Annotated in this window: 13 protein-coding genes and 1 tRNA gene; 7 read left to right on the top strand and 7 right to left on the bottom strand. The window is 69.5% G+C overall.

The genetic code is table 11. From position 1 onward, the window contains the following. Window positions 1-220 precede the first annotated feature (220 nt). Complete coding sequence (locus ACX80N_RS08970; RefSeq protein WP_459339091.1) at window positions 221-1,348, top strand: VIT1/CCC1 transporter family protein; 1,128 nt, start codon at window positions 221-223, stop codon at window positions 1,346-1,348. Window positions 1,349-1,477: 129 nt separating this feature from the next. On the opposite strand, the gene ACX80N_RS08965 is transcribed toward ACX80N_RS08970, so the two are convergent. The 6 genes from ACX80N_RS08965 to pcrA form a co-directional block, all read right to left on the bottom strand. Continuing rightward, the gene (locus ACX80N_RS08965; RefSeq protein ID WP_459339090.1) at window positions 1,478-1,942 is read right to left on the bottom strand and encodes an SRPBCC family protein; all 465 of its coding nucleotides are present in this window, start codon (window positions 1,940-1,942) and stop codon (window positions 1,478-1,480) included. A gap of 86 nt (window positions 1,943-2,028) precedes the next feature. Beyond that, a complete protein-coding gene (locus ACX80N_RS08960; RefSeq protein WP_459339089.1) occupies window positions 2,029-3,084 on the bottom strand; it encodes a zinc-dependent alcohol dehydrogenase family protein in 1,056 nt (351 codons plus the stop codon). A 76-nt stretch (window positions 3,085-3,160) separates the two neighbouring features. Next, window positions 3,161-4,585, bottom strand: a complete 1,425-nt coding sequence (locus ACX80N_RS08955) for a sugar porter family MFS transporter (RefSeq protein WP_459339088.1) — start codon at window positions 4,583-4,585, stop codon at window positions 3,161-3,163. Between the two features lie 279 nt (window positions 4,586-4,864). Next, window positions 4,865-5,767: a succinate--CoA ligase subunit alpha gene (sucD, locus tag ACX80N_RS08950; protein ID WP_459339087.1), complete on the bottom strand. Its 903-nt coding sequence runs from the start codon at window positions 5,765-5,767 to the stop codon at window positions 4,865-4,867. A gap of 12 nt (window positions 5,768-5,779) precedes the next feature. Continuing rightward, a complete protein-coding gene (gene sucC, locus ACX80N_RS08945; protein ID WP_105031225.1) occupies window positions 5,780-6,946 on the bottom strand; it encodes an ADP-forming succinate--CoA ligase subunit beta in 1,167 nt (388 codons plus the stop codon). Between the two features lie 342 nt (window positions 6,947-7,288). After that, window positions 7,289-9,742 carry a DNA helicase PcrA gene (gene pcrA, locus ACX80N_RS08940; protein ID WP_459339086.1) on the bottom strand — a complete coding sequence of 818 codons (2,454 nt, stop codon included), beginning with the start codon at window positions 9,740-9,742 and terminating at the stop codon, window positions 7,289-7,291. 78 nt (window positions 9,743-9,820) lie between these two features. On the opposite strand from pcrA, the gene ACX80N_RS08935 reads away from it, so the two are divergent. From ACX80N_RS08935 to ACX80N_RS08925, 3 genes are all read left to right on the top strand, one after another. After that, entirely contained in the window at window positions 9,821-10,459 is a 639-nt protein-coding gene (locus ACX80N_RS08935) for a hypothetical protein (protein ID WP_459339085.1), read from the top strand. A 35-nt stretch (window positions 10,460-10,494) separates the two neighbouring features. Continuing rightward, window positions 10,495-10,568: transfer RNA gene (locus ACX80N_RS08930), tRNA-Arg, on the top strand. A 77-nt stretch (window positions 10,569-10,645) separates the two neighbouring features. Beyond that, window positions 10,646-11,077: an NUDIX hydrolase gene (locus ACX80N_RS08925; RefSeq protein WP_459339084.1), complete on the top strand. Its 432-nt coding sequence runs from the start codon at window positions 10,646-10,648 to the stop codon at window positions 11,075-11,077. On the opposite strand, the gene ACX80N_RS08920 is transcribed toward ACX80N_RS08925, so the two are convergent. Next, entirely contained in the window at window positions 11,074-12,981 is a 1,908-nt protein-coding gene (locus tag ACX80N_RS08920) for an ABC transporter ATP-binding protein (RefSeq protein ID WP_459339083.1), read from the bottom strand. The genes ACX80N_RS08925 and ACX80N_RS08920 overlap by 4 nt on opposite strands. A gap of 222 nt (window positions 12,982-13,203) precedes the next feature. Here ACX80N_RS08920 and ACX80N_RS08915 point away from each other — a divergent pair, with 222 nt between their 5' ends. From ACX80N_RS08915 to ACX80N_RS08905, 3 genes are read left to right on the top strand one after another with little or no spacing between them, the layout of a single operon-like run. Then, window positions 13,204-14,025, top strand: a complete 822-nt coding sequence (locus ACX80N_RS08915) for an amino acid ABC transporter substrate-binding protein (protein WP_459339082.1) — start codon at window positions 13,204-13,206, stop codon at window positions 14,023-14,025. Between the two features lie 31 nt (window positions 14,026-14,056). Continuing rightward, a complete protein-coding gene (locus ACX80N_RS08910) occupies window positions 14,057-14,716 on the top strand; it encodes an amino acid ABC transporter permease (protein ID WP_459339081.1) in 660 nt (219 codons plus the stop codon). Beyond that, on the top strand, window positions 14,703-15,467 hold the full coding sequence (locus tag ACX80N_RS08905; RefSeq protein WP_105031232.1) for an amino acid ABC transporter ATP-binding protein: 765 nt from the start codon (window positions 14,703-14,705) through the stop codon (window positions 15,465-15,467). Before ACX80N_RS08910 ends, ACX80N_RS08905 begins: the two co-directional genes overlap by 14 nt. Window positions 15,468-15,544 lie beyond the last annotated feature (77 nt).

Below are 15,544 nucleotides of genomic sequence, written 5' to 3'. Positions count from 1 at the left end.
CGGTACCCGGACGCCTTCATCCTGTCCCCGCCCGGCCCGGCGGGGTGTTCCGGTAGACTGGTGGGTCGAAGGGGAGTAGCTCCGCGTCCGCTGGATGCGCGGCCTGTCGACATACTGGCGCTGACGGCGCCCGGCAGTCCACCGGTGGAACCGGCGAGCGAGACCTTCGGCCGATCCCTGCACCCGTGCACCCGGCCGGAGCCCCCCCGCTTCGGACGGGGTGCACGCACCCGAGCCACCGGAGCATCCCGTGACATCCCCCGAGCAGTCCCCCTCCCGCGACGACGTCCGGCGCTGGCGCCAGTACCTCGCCGACGAACGCGCGGAAGCCGCCACCTACCGTGACCTCGCGCGCCGCAGGAGCGGCGAGGAGCGGGAGATCCTCCTCGGCCTCGCCGAGGCCGAGGGGCGCCACGAGGCACACTGGCTCGCGCTCCTCGGTGACGACGTCGGGCGCCCCCTGCAGCCCTCCGTCCGCAACCGGATCCTCGGCCTGCTCGCACGGCGCTTCGGATCGGTCTTCGTCCTGGCCCTCGCCCAGCGCGCCGAGGGCCGCTCCCCCTACGGATCGGACCCGTCCGCCACGAGCGCGATGGTGGCCGACGAGCAGATCCACGAGGAAGTGGTGCGCGGACTCGCCACCCGCGGCCGCAACCGGCTCTCCGGCAACTTCAGGGCGGCCGTGTTCGGCGCGAACGACGGCCTGGTCAGCAACCTGGCCCTGGTCATGGGCATCGGTGCCACGGGCGTACCGACCGCGTTCATCCTCTTCAGCGGTCTGGCCGGGCTGCTCGCGGGAGCCCTCTCCATGGGTGCCGGCGAGTACGTCTCGGTCCGGTCCCAGCGCGAACTCCTCTCGGCCACGCGCCCCACGCAGATCACCCTCGAAGCGGCGAAGGAACTCGACATCGACGCCAACGAGCTCGTGCTCGTCTACCGGGCGCGCGGCATGACGCCCGCTGCCGCCGAGCACCGGGCGGCGGAACGGTTGGGCCTCTACGGCTGCGACTGCGACCCGAGCTTCTCCCTCCAGCCCGAGAAGGACGACGACGTCGACGAGCACGAGGCCGTCGGCACCGGGCTGGGGGCCGCAGCCTCGAGCTTCTGCTTCTTCGCCTCCGGCGCCATCGTGCCCGTGCTGCCGTACCTGGCGGGACTCAGCGGGATCACTGCCGTCGTCGTCGCCTGCGTGCTCGTGGGACTGGCCCTGCTCGCCACCGGCGCCGTGGTGGCGCTGCTCTCCGGTGCGTCACCGTTGCGCCTCGCGCTGCGCCAGCTCGGCATCGGGCTCGGCGCCGCGGCGGCCACCTACCTGCTCGGCCTGCTCTTCGGCACCTCGCTGGGCTGACCGGGCCTCGCCTCCGCCTACAGCGATGTGGCCATGTGCGTCCTGCGCGAACGGTCCCCACGGGAACCGAAGCGGTGTGCGTCCCGTGACGGTCGCCTCGTCCCGCTCCGAGGTCGAGCGCGCGGACGCCTAGGCGGCGTCGCGGTGCTGCAGCACGTAGTCCTCGAGCTTGCCGAGCGTCGCCTCGATGCTCGCCGGGTGGCGGCGCGTGAAGCCCGTGAGCCGGAACACGATCCGCCACGGCACGGCCCGGCCGTCCCACTCCTCGCGCACCAGGGTGGATTCGCCGCGGGGTTCGAGCGTGTAGCGCCAGACGTGCGCCGAGAAGTGGCGCCAGGCGATGCGGCGGCCCTCCTCGAACTCCACCACGCGGTTGAGGATCTTGTAGGGTGCGCCGATCCTCATGTCCATGCCGAACCTCGCGCCCTGCGACAGGCGTGCCGGGCCGTTGGGCTGCTCGCCGCGCACCGTCCCGGAGCCGTCAATCACACTGTGGAGGGCGGGGGTCGCGAGGACCTCGAAGATGTGCTCGGCGGGGGCGTGGATGAGCCGCTCGCGCGAGATGAGGTAGGAGTCGTCAGCAGGTGGTGTCATGCCCTCATTGTGCCCGGTCGCGTCGGTCCGGTCCGACGACGAGGGGCCCCTCCGTGCGGAAGGGCCCCTCGGCCGTGCTGCATCGATCAGGGCTTGAGCAGCACCTTGATGGCACGTCGCTCGTCCATCGCCCTGTAGGCCTCGGCGGCGTCCTCGAGGGGCATCTCCACGTCGAACACCCGGCCCGGGTTGATGGTCCCGTCGAGCACGTCCCTGAGCAGCTCCGGGATGTAGGTGTGCGCCGGGGCCATGCCCCCGCCCACCGTGATGTTCTTGGCGAACAGGACGCCGATCGGCAGCTCCGGACCGCCCGCGGGCACGCCGACGAAGCCGAGGTGGCCGCCGGGGCGCGTGCTGCGGAGGGCCTGGTCCATGGACTCCTTGGTACCCACGCACTCCAGGACGGAGTCGGCGAGGACGCCGCCGAGCAGCTCGCGGACCTTCGCCACGCCCTCGTCGCCGCGCTCGGCCACGATGTCGGTGGCCCCGAACTCCCGGGCGAGCGCCTGGCGGTCCTCGTGGCGGGACATCGCGATGATGCGTGTCGCGCCGAGGCGCTTGGCGGCGAGGACGCCGCACAGGCCCACGGCGCCGTCGCCCACGACGACCACGGTGCTGCCCGGGCCGACGTTCGCGGACACGGCGGCGTGGTGGCCGGTGGACATGACGTCGGAGAGTGTGAGCAGACTCGCGGTCAGTGCTGCGTCGGGCTCCGAGACACCCTCGACCTTGCGCAGCGTGCCGTCGGCCTGCGGGACGCGAACCGCTTCGCCCTGCCCGCCCTGGAGGAAGTCGCCGTGTTCGTCGGTGCTGCCCCAGCCCGCGAGGTGGTCGCACGCGACCGTGACGCCGTTGAGGCACTGCGGGCACTTCCCGCAGCTGTCCACGAAGGGCGCGATGACGAAGTCGCCCACCACCAGGCCGGTGACGTCGTCGCCGACGGACTCCACGACGCCCACGAACTCGTGTCCGATGGCCTTGGGCTCCTTGGTGGGGCGGACCCCGCGGTAGGGCCAGAGGTCCGAACCGCAGACGCACGAGGCCGTGACGCGGACGACGGCGTCGGTAGGGCGGATGATGCTGGGGTAGTCACGGTCCTCGACGCGGATGTCGCCGGGCCCGTGGATGATGGTGGCGCGCATGTGATCTCCTAGAAGGTTGCCTGACGCAAGTGGTTGTTCCCCTGTGGTCACCTTACAAGCAGCGCGGCGCCCGGCCCTACCGCCGGGGCGTTCCCGTCACGGACTTGAACTCGCGCTCGAGTTCCTCGAGCGTCCTGTCGCGGGTCTCCGGGATGTAGCGGCGCGCGAACACGATCGCCGCGACGCCCAGGACCACGAAGACGAAGAACGTGTTGGAGATGGTGATCGCGGCCATGAGGATCGGGAAGCCGAGGCTCACGGCGAAGTTGACCATCCACAGCACGAAGACCGCCGCGCCCATCCCGAGTCCGCGCAGGCGCATCGGGAAGATCTCGGAGAGCATCAGCCACGTCACGGGCGAGATGGCGCCCTGCTGGAAGGCCAGGAATGTCACCGTCAGCGCCAGGACGAGGAACCCGCGGGTCGTTCCCTCCGGGACCACCAGGGAGACCAGACCGATCGCGAACAGGGCCGACGTCGTCCCGATCTGGCCCACCAGCAGCATGGGACGCCGCCCCACCCTGCCCAGCAGCCAGATCCCGACGAACGTGGCCGCCACCGAGATGACGCCGTTGGCGATGTTCGCGGTCAGGGCGGCCTGCGTCCCGAATCCGGCGACCACGAGGATCTGCGTCCCGTAGTACATGATCGAGTTCACGCCGGTGATCTGCTGGATCACGGCCAGGCCGAGGCCCACCACGAGGATGCGGCGGAGCCAGGGCTCGCGCAGGTCGCGGAAGCCCACCTTCTCGCGTCCACGGTCCTCGGCGGCCATCGCCCTGATCTCCTCGTACTCCTGCCGGGCGACCGTCGCCGGGCGCAGCCGCTGCAGCACGCGCAGCGCGACCCCGAAGGCGCCCTGGCCCGCGAGCCAGCGGGGACTCTCCGGCACGAAGTACATGCCGATCCACAGGCCGATGGCCGGCAGCGTCGCCAGCACGAGCATCCAGCGCCACACACCCTGGCTGTCACCGAACACGTTCCCGAGGAAGGCGCTGGTGCTGAAGGCGAGCAGCTGTCCCGTCACGATCATCAGCTCGTTGCGTGTGACCATCTGGCCGCGCCGTGCAGCCGGGGACAGTTCCGCGAGGAGGATCGGCACCATCACGGAGGCACCGCCGACCGCCAGCCCGAGGACGAGCCGCGAGGTCACCATGACGGGAACGTCGGGAGCCAGGGCGGTGCCGAGCGTCCCAACGAGGAACACGACGGCGAGCACGATGATCATCCTCCGGCGCCCGTAGGCGTCGGCCAGCCTGCCTCCTGCGAGCGCACCGAAGGCCGCACCGAACACGAGTGAGCTCGCCACGAGTCCTTCCGTGACGGCCGTGAGCCCCAGGTCGTCCACCATGAACGGCAGGGCGCCGTTGATCACCCCGGTGTCGAAGCCGAACAGCAGACCGCCGAGGGTAGCCACCCAGGTGACTCGCCGCAGGAACCGGCGCTGCCGGGAACCATCGGCATCCGCCTCCGCCGCCCCATGGCTCGTCGCGCTGCTCATCGTCGTCTCATTCCTACCGCCCCGTTAGTCCGCAGAGCCGGTCCGCTTCATCCATCCGCAAAGCCGGTCCGCAAAGTCGGTCCACATCGCCGTTCCGCATCGCCGGCCCGCAGAGGCCCGGTGCACTCTCCTCACGCTACGTCCCACCACGGGGACTCTCGCCGGACGGCGACGGCACTGCACGGGTTGACACGTCCCGATCGTCCGGGCCTGCAGGGTTCCGGGAAACGGAACAGCCTCCCCCGCGGAGGCGGAGGAGGCTGTTCACGGGAGTGCGGATCAGAGCGTGGCGTAGACCTCGCGGAGCAGCGTGGCGGTCTCGGACGGCGTCTTGCCGACCTTGACGCCCGCGGCCTCGAGGGCCTCCTTCTTGGCCTGCGCGGTGCCCGCGGAGCCGGAGACGATGGCGCCTGCGTGGCCCATGGTCTTGCCCTCGGGAGCCGTGAAGCCCGCCACGTAGCCGACGACGGGCTTGGTGACGTTCGCCTTGATGAAGTCGGCGGCGCGCTCCTCGGCGTCTCCGCCGATCTCACCGATCATCACGATGGCCTTGGTCTCCGGGTCCGCCTCGAACGCCGCGAGGGCGTCGATGTGCGTGGTGCCGATGACCGGGTCCCCGCCGATGCCGATGGCGGTGGAGAAGCCGAGGTCGCGCAGCTCGTACATCATCTGGTAGGTCAGGGTGCCCGACTTCGAGACGAGGCCCACGCCGCCCTTGCCCGTGATGTTGGCCGGGGTGATGCCCACGAGCGCCTCGCCCGGCGTGATGATGCCCGGGCAGTTCGGCCCGATGATGCGGGTGATCTGCTTGCCTTCGGCGTCGACCTTCGACTGGGCGAGGGCCCAGAACGCGGCCGAGTCCTGCACGGGTACGCCTTCGGTGATGACCACCACGAGACCGATACCGGCCTCGATGGCCTCGACGACGGCGTCCTTGGTGAAGGCCGGCGGGACGAAGACGATCGACACGTCGGCGCCGGTCTCCTTGATGGCTTCCTCGACGGTGCCGTAGACGGGGAGTGTGACGTCTCCGTGGGTGACGGTCGTGCCGGCCTTGCGGGCGTTGACTCCGCCGACCACCTGGGTGCCGGCCTTGAGCATGAGGGCGGTGTGCTTGGTGCCCTCACCGCCCGTGATGCCCTGGACGATGACCTTGGAGTCCTTGGTGAGGTAGATAGACATGCGGGAGATCCCTTACTTTCCGTAGGCCAGCGCGGCGGCCTTGTCGGCGCCTTCGTCCATGGTGTCGGCGATGGTGACCAGCGGGTGGTTCGCCTCGGCGAGGATGCGGCGGCCCTCTTCGACGTTGTTGCCGTCCAGGCGCACCACGAGGGGCTTGTTGGCCTCGTCACCGAGGATCTCGAGGGCCTTGACGATGCCGTTGGCGACGGCGTCGCACGCGGTGATGCCGCCGAAGACGTTCACGAACACGCTCTTCACCTGGCTGTCGCCGAGGATGACGTCGAGGCCGGCGGCCATGACCTCCGCGGAGGCCCCACCGCCGATGTCGAGGAAGTTGGCGGGCTTCACGTTGCCGTGCGCCTCACCCGCGTACGCGACGACGTCGAGGGTGGACATGACCAGTCCGGCACCGTTGCCGATGATGCCGACCTCGCCGTCGAGCTTGACGTAGTTGAGGTCGTGCTCCTTGGCCTTGGCCTCGAGCGGATCGGCTGCGTCCTTGTCCTCGAGTGCGGCGTGGTCCGCGTGGCGGAACTCGGCGTTCTCGTCGATGGTGACCTTGCCGTCCAGGGCGAGGATGTCGCCACTGCCGGTCTTCACGAGCGGGTTGACCTCCACGAGCGTGGCGTCCTCCTTCACGAAGACGTCCCACAGCTTGAGGATGGTGTTCACGACGCCGGTCCGGAGTTCGGGGGCGAAGCCTGCCGCGTCGACGATCTCCTCGGCCTTGGCCTGGTCGATCCCGGTGCCCGGGTCCACGGCGATGCGCGCCAGGGCCTCGGGGCGTTCGACGGCGAGCTGCTCGATCTCCATGCCGCCCTCCACCGAGCACATGGCCAGGTAGTTGCGGTTGGACCGGTCGAGCAGGACGGAGAAGTAGTACTCCTCCGCGATGTCGGCGCCCTGCGCGATCATCACCTGGTGGACCGTGTGGCCCTTGATGTCCATCCCGAGGATGTCCGAGGCGTAGGAGAAGGCCTCGTCGGGGGTCTTGGCGACCTTGACGCCGCCGGCCTTGCCGCGACCGCCTACCTTGACCTGGGCCTTGACGACGACGACGCCGCCGATCTTCTCGGCCGCTGCTCTGGCTTCTTCCGGGGTGTGCGCCACGATGCCGGCGAGCACGGGAACCCCGTGTGCCTCGAACAGATCGCGCGCCTGATATTCGAACAGGTCCACTGAGTTGAAGTCCTTCTGCGTCGAAGTAGGTTTACAAGAGGGAACTGTAGACCCTCGGGCCCGAGGCCCTCCCCAGAGTACCGGTTTAGTGAGTAAGGCCACAGTTCTATCGTCAGTAGAAAAGAGGCTGCCGTTCGTTGGGGCTTTTCACCCGGATCCGGTCACGGCATCGCGGTTGGCGACGAGGCCCTGCCATCCCCGGTGGTGCCGCAGACCACGCCGTCGCGGCCGGAACCGCACCGGCATCCGCGGCTCGACGGCTGCCCCCGCTCGAGCAGCGGCAGGCGCGCAATGGGACCGTCCCGTACCCCTGCGTTTCCCCCGCTTGCGGTCCGAGTGCGGTCAGGCCACCTTGGTGAGCGGTGCGTAGCGCAGCAGCAGCCGCTTCTCGCCGACGTCGAACCGGACCTTGGCGACGGTCTTGTCGCCGGCGCCCTCGACGGACAGTACGGTGCCGTTGCCGAAACTCGCATGGTTGACGCGGTCTCCGACGGCCACCGAGACCACTTCCTTCTGGGGCTGCACGCGGCCCACGGCCTTCGACGATGCCGGGGCGCCGTTGAAGCCGCCGCCGCTCGCACCCCAGTAGGAACCGCTGAACTTCGGCCCGCTGATGCTGCCGCCCGTGGTCCAGGCGGGTTTCGCGGCCCCCTCGCGCTTCCAGAGGATGAGGTCCTCGGGGATCTCGCTGACGAACTGGCTCGCCGGGTTGTACTGGCTCTGGCCCCACATGCTGCGCACCTCGGAGCGCGTGACGTAGAGCCGCTGCCGCGCGCGCGTCAGGCCCACGTAGGCCAGGCGCCGCTCCTCGGCGAGTTCCTTGGGGTCGGTCGCGGAACGCTGATGCGGGAAGATGCCCTGCTCCATGCCGGTGAGGAACACCACGGGGAACTCGAGGCCCTTGGCGGTGTGCAGCGTCATGAGCGTGACCACGCCCTGCCGGCGGGCCTCCTCGACGGCGCGCTGGACGTCCGCGGCGGAGCCGTCGGGGGCGTCGGGGATCTGGTCGGCGTCCGCGACGAGGGACACCTGCTCCAGAAAGTCGCCCAGTGTGCCCTCGGGGTTGTCCCGCTCGAACTCGCGGACGACGGCCACGAGTTCGGCCAGGTTCTCGACGCGGGACTCGTCCTGCGGATCGTTGCTCGTCCGAAGCTGCTCGAGGTAGCCGGTCTGCTCGAGCACCGCCTCGAGGGCGGCCGACGCACCGGAGCCGCTCGCCACCTCGGCGAGGTCGTCGATCAGCTTGACGAAGCCCGTCACTGCGTTGACCGAGCGCGTGGCCATGCCGGGCGCCTGGTCGGCGCGCCGCAGCGCCTCCATGAAGCTGACCCGCTCGCGCTCGCTCAGGGCGGCGATGGCGTACTCGGCGCGGTCACCGATGCCGCGCTTGGGCTCGTTGAGGACACGGCGCAGGTTGACGACGTCGTCCTGGTTCACCAGGACGCGCAGGTAGGCCAGCGCGTCCTTGATCTCCTTGCGCTCGTAGAAGCGCGTACCTCCCACCACCTTGTACGGCAGTCCCACGCGCAGCAGGATCTCCTCGATGGACCGCGACTGCGCGTTGGTGCGGTAGAAGATGGCGACGTCGCCGGGACGGATGTCCTCCTCGTCCTGGAGGCGGTCGATCTCCTCCGCGATGAAGCGGGCCTCCTCGTGCTCGTTCTCGCCCACGTAGCCGACGATCTTCTCGCCGCTGCCCTCGGCGGTCCACAGCCGCTTCTCGGGTCGGTCGGGGTTGCGGGAGATCACGGCGTTGGCCGCGCTGAGGATGTTCTGGGTGGAGCGGTAGTTCTGCTCGAGCAGGATGGTGCGGGCGCTCGGGTAGTCGTTCTCGAACTCGACGATGTTGCGCACATCCGCGCCTCGGAAGGCGTAGATGGACTGGTCCGAATCGCCCACCACGGTCAGCTCCGCAGGGTCCTCGGAGGACTCCCCCGGCACGCCCACGATCTCCCGCACCAGCGCGTACTGCGCGTGGTTGGTGTCCTGGTACTCGTCCACGAGGACGTGGCGGAAGCGCCGCCGGTAGTAGTCCGCCACGCCGGGGAAGGCCCGGAACATGAAGACCGTCTGCGCGATCAGGTCGTCGAAGTCCATGGCGTTGGCCTGGCGCATGCGCTGGGCGTAGCCCGAGTAGACCTCGGCGACGGCCTGCTCGAAGGGATCGGAGGGGTCGATGTCGGAGGCGAACGCCTCCTCGTCGATCAGTTCGTTCTTGAGCGCGGAGATCTTGTGCTGGATGGCCTTCGGGGCGAACTTCTTCGGGTCGAGGTCCAGGCCCTTGGCCACGAGCGTGATCAGGCGAAGGGTGTCCGCCGAGTCGTAGATGGAGAAATTCGAGTTCAGCCCTACCGACGCCGCCTCGCGGCGGAGGATCCTCACACAGGAGGAGTGGAACGTGGAGATCCACATGCGCTTCGCGACGTCGCCGATCAGGCCCTCGATGCGCTCTCGCATCTCGGCTGCGGCCTTGTTGGTGAACGTGATGGCCAGGATCTGCCCGGGGTGCGAGCGTCCTGTGGCCAGCAGGTACGCGATGCGGTGGCTCAGGACGCGGGTCTTGCCGGATCCGGCTCCCGCGACGATCAGCAGGGGCGTCCCGCCGTGCTTCACCGCCTCCTCCTGCTGGGGGTTCAGGCCCGCCAGCAGCTCCTGCGCGCGGTGCTCGTCGACGCCGACCCGTAACGGCACGTGCTCCGTCGCGGGATCACCCGTCGTCGCCATCGCCGCCTCGCGCGCACGCTTCTTCTCGGCGGTCGTGGGCGGGGAGACGTAGGGATCGAAGAGCATGTCCATGGTCCTCCAAGTCTAGGCCGTGCCCCCGACAGTCACCCGGTCGCGCGGAGGAGGGGCTGCCTCGCCCATACTGGAGGAGTGGCAAGGACCCGCGCACAGATCGCACGCAAGCACAGCATGTCCGCGCCGCCGTCGGCGGTACCGCCCACGACGGTCGTGCCGGGCGTACCGGGCAGGAAGAGCAACGGGTCGCTCATCCTCATCGCCGCCGCCGTCGCATCCCTGTTCCTCTTCTGGTACTTCCACCTGCTCACGCTGGGGCAGATGACGCAGCTCTCGGGCGGCCTCACGATGCCGGACATGATGATCGGCGGGTACGACGCCGGCTACATCCACCGCCTCGGGGAGGAGATGGACGACGACGCCCGCGGGCAGCTGAGCTACCTGCACCGTACGGCGGGCACGCTCTTCCCCCTGATCTTCGCGTTCGCCTGGCTCCTGCTGGTCCAGCTCACCGCAGGACGGCGCTGGCTGCGCTGGGTCCTGTGGTCCCCCGTGATCCTGTTCGTCGTCGTCGACCTGTGGGAGAACGTGGCGATCGACACCGTGATGGCCTCCGCGACCGCCGATCCTGCCGCTGTGTCGCTCGCATCGACGCTGACGGTGCTGCGCTGGGTGCTGCTCGCCCTGAGCCTGGTGGCCGGTGCGGTGTCGGTCTTCCTGCCGGCGCACCCGCGGGGGTCGGCGGGGCACGGAACCGGCACGGGAACCGGGTAAGCTGGGACCGCCGGATCGGTGAACCCGCCATCCAGGCCTCTGTAGCTCAGTAGGATAGAGCGTCCCTCTCCTAAAGGGAAGGTCGTCGGTTCGATTCCGGCCAGGGGCACACGGCATACGACGAGGGCGATGACGGGCGGTTCCGCCCGTCATCGCCCTCGTCATGTGCGGGGTAGGTTGGACGGCATGTGGGAGGCATCAGGGGCGCCGGTCATCACCGTCACCGCCCTGTGCCTCCTGGACGCCCGCGGGCACCTGCTGCTCGTACGCAAACGCGGCACGAGCATGTTCATGCAGCCCGGAGGCAAGCCGGAGCCCGGCGAGACGCCGGCGGAGACCGGAGCACGGGAGCTGTCCGAGGAACTGGGCCTCGCCGTCGCGCCGGAGGACCTCACGCTGCTGGGCACCTGGCGGGGACCGGCGGCCAACGAGGCGGACACGCTCCTCGTCGCCACCGTCTTCCGGTGTCCCCTGACGGCAGAGCCGCTCCCGGCCGCGGAGATCGAGGAGCTCGCATGGCTCGACCTCGGGGCGGCCGGTGATCGGGAGGACCTCGCTCCCCTGCTGACCGACTTCGTGATCCCCCACCTGGTCGCGGTCGGGGACAGCATTCCCTAGACGCCGCTGAGCGCCTCGGGCTCCTCGTCCACGGCCACGTTCTTCTGCACCGCGAACTGCGTGCGGTGCAGCTCCTCGTACCGGCCGCCGAGGGCCAGCAGCTCCTCGTGCGAGCCGCGTTCGACGATCCGGCCGTCCTCGACCACGAGGATCATGTCCGCGCTGCGGATGGTGGAGAGCCGGTGCGCGATCACCATGGCGGTCCGGCCCTCGAGCGCCTCGCTCAGTGCCGCCTGCACGGCCGCTTCCGAGGTCGAGTCCAGCGCCGCTGTCGCCTCGTCGAGGATGACCACGCGCGGATGGGCCAGCAGGAGCCGCGCGATGGTCATGCGCTGGCGTTCACCGCCGGAGAGCCGGTAGCCGCGTTCGCCCACCATGGTGTCGAGCTGGTCCGGGAGGGACCGGACGAGCGGTTCCAGCCGGGCACGCCGGACGGCGTCCCACACCTCGTCCTCGGTGGCGTCCGGCCGGGCGAGCCGGAGGTTGGAGAGGATCGTCTCGTGGAACAGGTGGCCGTCCTGCGTCACCATCCCCAGGGTCTGCCGCATCGAGGCGAACGTCACGTCCCGTACATCGGCACCGGACAGGCGCACAGCACCGCTGTCGACGTCATACAGGCGCGCCAGAAGCTGGGCGATGGTGGACTTCCCGGCACCCGAGGTACCCACGAGGGCCACCGTCTGCCCGGGCTCGATCCGGAAGGACACCCCGTGCAGCACCTCCTCGCCGCCCCGCGTGTCCAGCGTCGAGACCTCCTCCAGGGAGGCGAGGGAGACCTTGTCCGCCGACGGGTAGGCGAAGCGGACGTCGTCGAACTCCACCGCGACAGGGCCGGCAGGCACGCTTCCGGCGTCGGGCTTCTCCTGGATGAGCGGCTGGAGGTCGAGCACCTCGAAGACGCGTTCGAAGCTGACGATGGCGCTCATGATCTCCACGCGGGCGTTCGCCAGGCTCGTCAGCGGCGCATAGAGCCGCGTCAGCAGGAGGGCGAGGGTGACCACCTCGCCGGTGTCGAGCTGGCCTGCGAGCGCCAGGAAGCCTCCGAGCCCGTAGACGAGGGCCAGCGCGAGCGCGGAGACGAGCATCAGGGCCGTGAAGAACACGAACTGCAGCATCGCGGTGCGTACCCCGATGTCCCGCACGCGCGCGGCGCGGACGCGGAACTCCTCGGACTCCTCGTCGGGCCGGCCGAAGAGCTTCACGAGCGTGGCACCGGGGGCCGAGAAACGCTCGGTCATCTGCGTACTCATGGCCGAGTTGTGGTCGGCCGCCTCACGGCGCAGGGCAGCGAGGCGGCTGCCCATGCGGCGCGCGGGCACGAGGAAGACGGGCAGCATGACCACGGCGAGCACCGTGACGAGCCAGGACGTGCTCAGCATGACCGCGAGCGTGAGGACCAGCGCCACGGAGTTCGTGACGACCCCCGAGAGGGTGCCGCTGAACGCCTGCTGGGCGCCGATGACGTCGTTGTTGAGCCGGCTCACCAGCGCACCCGTGCGGGTGCGGGTGAAGAAGGCGATCGGCATCTTCTGGACGTGGTCGAACACCGCGGTGCGCAGGTCCAGGATCACGCCCTCGCCGATGCGCGCCGAGTACCAGCGCGTCACGAGGGACACCGCGGCGTCGGCGACCGCCACGAGCGCGATCACGACGGCGAGCCGGATGACCGTGCCCACCTCGCCGCGGGCGACGATCACGTCCACCACCTGGCCGGCCAGGACCGGCGTCGCGACGGCGAGGAAGGCCCCGGCCACGGACAGGAGGATGAACAGCACCAGCTTCGAGCGGTACGGCACGGCGAAGGTCAGGATGCGGCGTACCGACTCCCGGGAGAATCCGTGTTTCGCGTCCTTCGCCGTCGAAATCCTGTACAGCGAGCTCCAGGCCGCGCCTTCCATGCTCATAACGGTCCCTCCCGGGGATGCCAGTTCCGGCTGCGATCCCCGGTGTCTGGACCGTCGCCGCAATACTTCGGAACAATAAGTGGATGTTCCGGTGTTCACCTCAGTAGTGTTCGACTCCGGCCGCGGCCGGGTGCAACTGAGGTACGTAGGGTTCAAGCCGTTCCCGGCCCCTTCTATTTCCCCACCCGCCGTATCCGCCCCACGCAACCGAAGGAAGCCCCCATGAAGCACCGCCTGTCCATCCTCGGCACCGCCGCAGCCCTCACCCTCGCGCTCGCGGGCTGCTCCTCGTCGACCCCGGCCGGCGGGAGCGGGGGATCCGGGGAGTCCGCGGCGGCGTCGTCGCTGCAGGAGATCCAGGACGCGGGCGTCCTGACGGTGGGCACCGAGGGCACCTACCAGCCCTTCAGCTTCCACGAGGGCGGCAGTGGCGAACTCACCGGGTACGACGTCGAGGTCATCACCGCCGTCGCGGAGAAGATGGGCGTCGAGGCGGAGTTCGAGGAGACGCAGTGGGACGCGATCTTCGCGGGCCTCGAGGCCGGCCGGTTCGACGTGATCGCCAACCAGGTCTCCATCACGGACGAGCGCAAGGCCACCTACGACTTCTCCGAGCCGTACACCGTCAGCTCGGGCGTGATCGTCACGACGGCGGACAACACCGACATCACCTCCTTCGAGGACCTCTCCGGCAAGACGACGGCGCAGTCCCTGACCAGCAACTGGAACGAGCTCGCGAAGGCGAGCGGCGCGAACGTCGAGGCGGTCGAAGGCTGGGCGCAGTCGATCACGCTCCTCGAGCAGGGTCGCGTGGACGCCACCATCAACGACGAGCTGACCTACCTCGACTACCAGAAGACCAACGACAACGAGGGCATCAAGATCGCGGCGACCACGGAGGAGTCCTCCCGGAGCGCCGTCGCGGTCCGTAAGGGCAGCACCGAACTCGTGGACGCCATCAACACGGCCCTCGACGAGCTCCGCGCGGAGGGCACGCTCGCCGAGATCTCCGAAAAGTACTTCGGCACTGACGTCAGCGAGTGATACCGGCGAGAAGGGCCGGAAGGCCTGACTGATGGACTGGGAACTGCTGCGCGCCTCCTTCTGGCCCATGGTCTCCGGCGCTGTGACGGGCACCATCCCGCTCTCCATCGTCTCCTTCCTGTTCGGCCTGGCTCTGGCGCTCGTCGTCGCGCTCATGCGCATCAGCGGGCAGCCCGTCCTCTCGGGCATCGCGAGGTTCTACGTCTCGGTGATCCGCGGCACGCCCCTGCTGGTGCAGCTGTTCGTCATCTTCTACGGGCTCCCCTCGATCGGGTTGACCATCGACCCGTGGCCCAGTGCCATCATCGCGTTCTCGCTCAACGTCGCGGGGTACGCGGCGGAGATCCTCCGCTCGGCCATCCTCTCCGTGCCGAAGGGACAGTGGGAGGCGGGTCACACCATCGGCATGTCCCGCACCGTCACCCTGCGTCGCGTCATCCTCCCGCAGGCGGCGCGCGTCTCGGTCCCGCCGCTGTCCAACACCTTCATCAGCCTCGTGAAAGACACCTCGCTGGCGTCGGTGATCCTGGTGACGGAGCTGTTCCGCGAGGCCCAGCAGATCGCCGCCTTCTCGCAGCAGTTCATGCTGGTCTACCTCGAGGCCGCCGCCATCTACTGGGTGATCTGCCTCGTCCTGTCCAGCGGCCAGTCCGCCCTCGAGAAGAGATTGGACCGCTATGTCGCCCACTGATCCCCTCCTGACCGCCACCTCGTTGCGGAAGTCCTTCGGCGACAACGAGGTGTTGAAGTCCATCGACCTGCGCATCGACGCCGGGCAGGTGGTCGCGCTCGTCGGCCCGTCCGGTTCAGGGAAGACCACGGTGCTGCGCTGCCTCAACGGCCTCGAGACGCCCGACGGCGGCACCGTGGCCTTCCGCGGCGGACCGAGCGTGGAGTTCGGCGGCAAGGTGGGCAAGAAGGAGGCGTTGTCCCTGCGGGACCGCAGCGCCATGGTCTTCCAGAACTACAACCTCTTCCCCCATATGACGGTGCTCGAGAACATCATCGAGGGCCCCGTCCGGGTGCAGAGGAAGTCCCGGAAGGACGCCGTCGAGAACGCCGAACGGCTCCTCGCGCGCGTGGGGCTCGCCGCGAAGCGGGACGACCACCCGTTCAACCTCTCCGGCGGGCAGCAGCAGCGCGTCGGGATCGTCCGCGCGCTGGCACTGCAGCCGGACCTGCTGCTGTTCGACGAGCCGACGTCGGCCCTGGACCCCGAGCTCGTCGGCGAGGTGCTCACCGTCATCAAGGAGCTCGCCGAGGAGAAGTGGACCATGGCGATCGTGACCCACGAGCTGGCCTTCGCCCGCGAGGTCGCCGACGAGGTGGTCTTCATGGACGGGGGCGTGGTCGTGGAGCACGGCCACCCCGACCAGGTGCTGCGCGATCCGCGCGAGGAGCGGACGCGCCGGTTCGTCCAGCGCCTGCTCAATCCCTTCTGACGCCGGGCACGGCGTGCGCGGCGGGGTCCGGTCCCCGCCGCGCGTCCCGAGGCCCGCGGAGTGTCGCGGGTCCCTGC

This window comes from Arthrobacter sp. MDT2-16 (genome assembly GCF_054510925.1).
This window is presented reverse-complemented; position numbering and strand designations above follow the sequence as displayed.

Excerpts from the sequence above, each read along its gene's own strand:
- ACX80N_RS08965 (WP_459339090.1), bottom strand. The coding sequence starts at position 1,942 with ATGACACCACCTGCTGACGACTCCTACCTCATCTCGCGCGAGCGGCTC.
- ACX80N_RS08960 (WP_459339089.1), bottom strand. The coding sequence starts at position 3,084 with ATGCGCGCCACCATCATCCACGGGCCCGGCGACATCCGCGTCGAGGAC.
- ACX80N_RS08955 (WP_459339088.1), bottom strand. The coding sequence starts at position 4,585 with ATGAGCAGCGCGACGAGCCATGGGGCGGCGGAGGCGGATGCCGATGGT.
- sucD (WP_459339087.1), bottom strand. The coding sequence starts at position 5,767 with ATGTCTATCTACCTCACCAAGGACTCCAAGGTCATCGTCCAGGGCATC.
- pcrA (WP_459339086.1), bottom strand. The coding sequence starts at position 9,742 with ATGGACATGCTCTTCGATCCCTACGTCTCCCCGCCCACGACCGCCGAG.
- ACX80N_RS08925 (WP_459339084.1), top strand. The coding sequence starts at position 10,646 with ATGTGGGAGGCATCAGGGGCGCCGGTCATCACCGTCACCGCCCTGTGC.
- ACX80N_RS08920 (WP_459339083.1), bottom strand. The coding sequence starts at position 12,981 with ATGAGCATGGAAGGCGCGGCCTGGAGCTCGCTGTACAGGATTTCGACG.
- ACX80N_RS08915 (WP_459339082.1), top strand. The coding sequence starts at position 13,204 with ATGAAGCACCGCCTGTCCATCCTCGGCACCGCCGCAGCCCTCACCCTC.
- ACX80N_RS08910 (WP_459339081.1), top strand. The coding sequence starts at position 14,057 with ATGGACTGGGAACTGCTGCGCGCCTCCTTCTGGCCCATGGTCTCCGGC.
- ACX80N_RS08905 (WP_105031232.1), top strand. The coding sequence starts at position 14,703 with ATGTCGCCCACTGATCCCCTCCTGACCGCCACCTCGTTGCGGAAGTCC.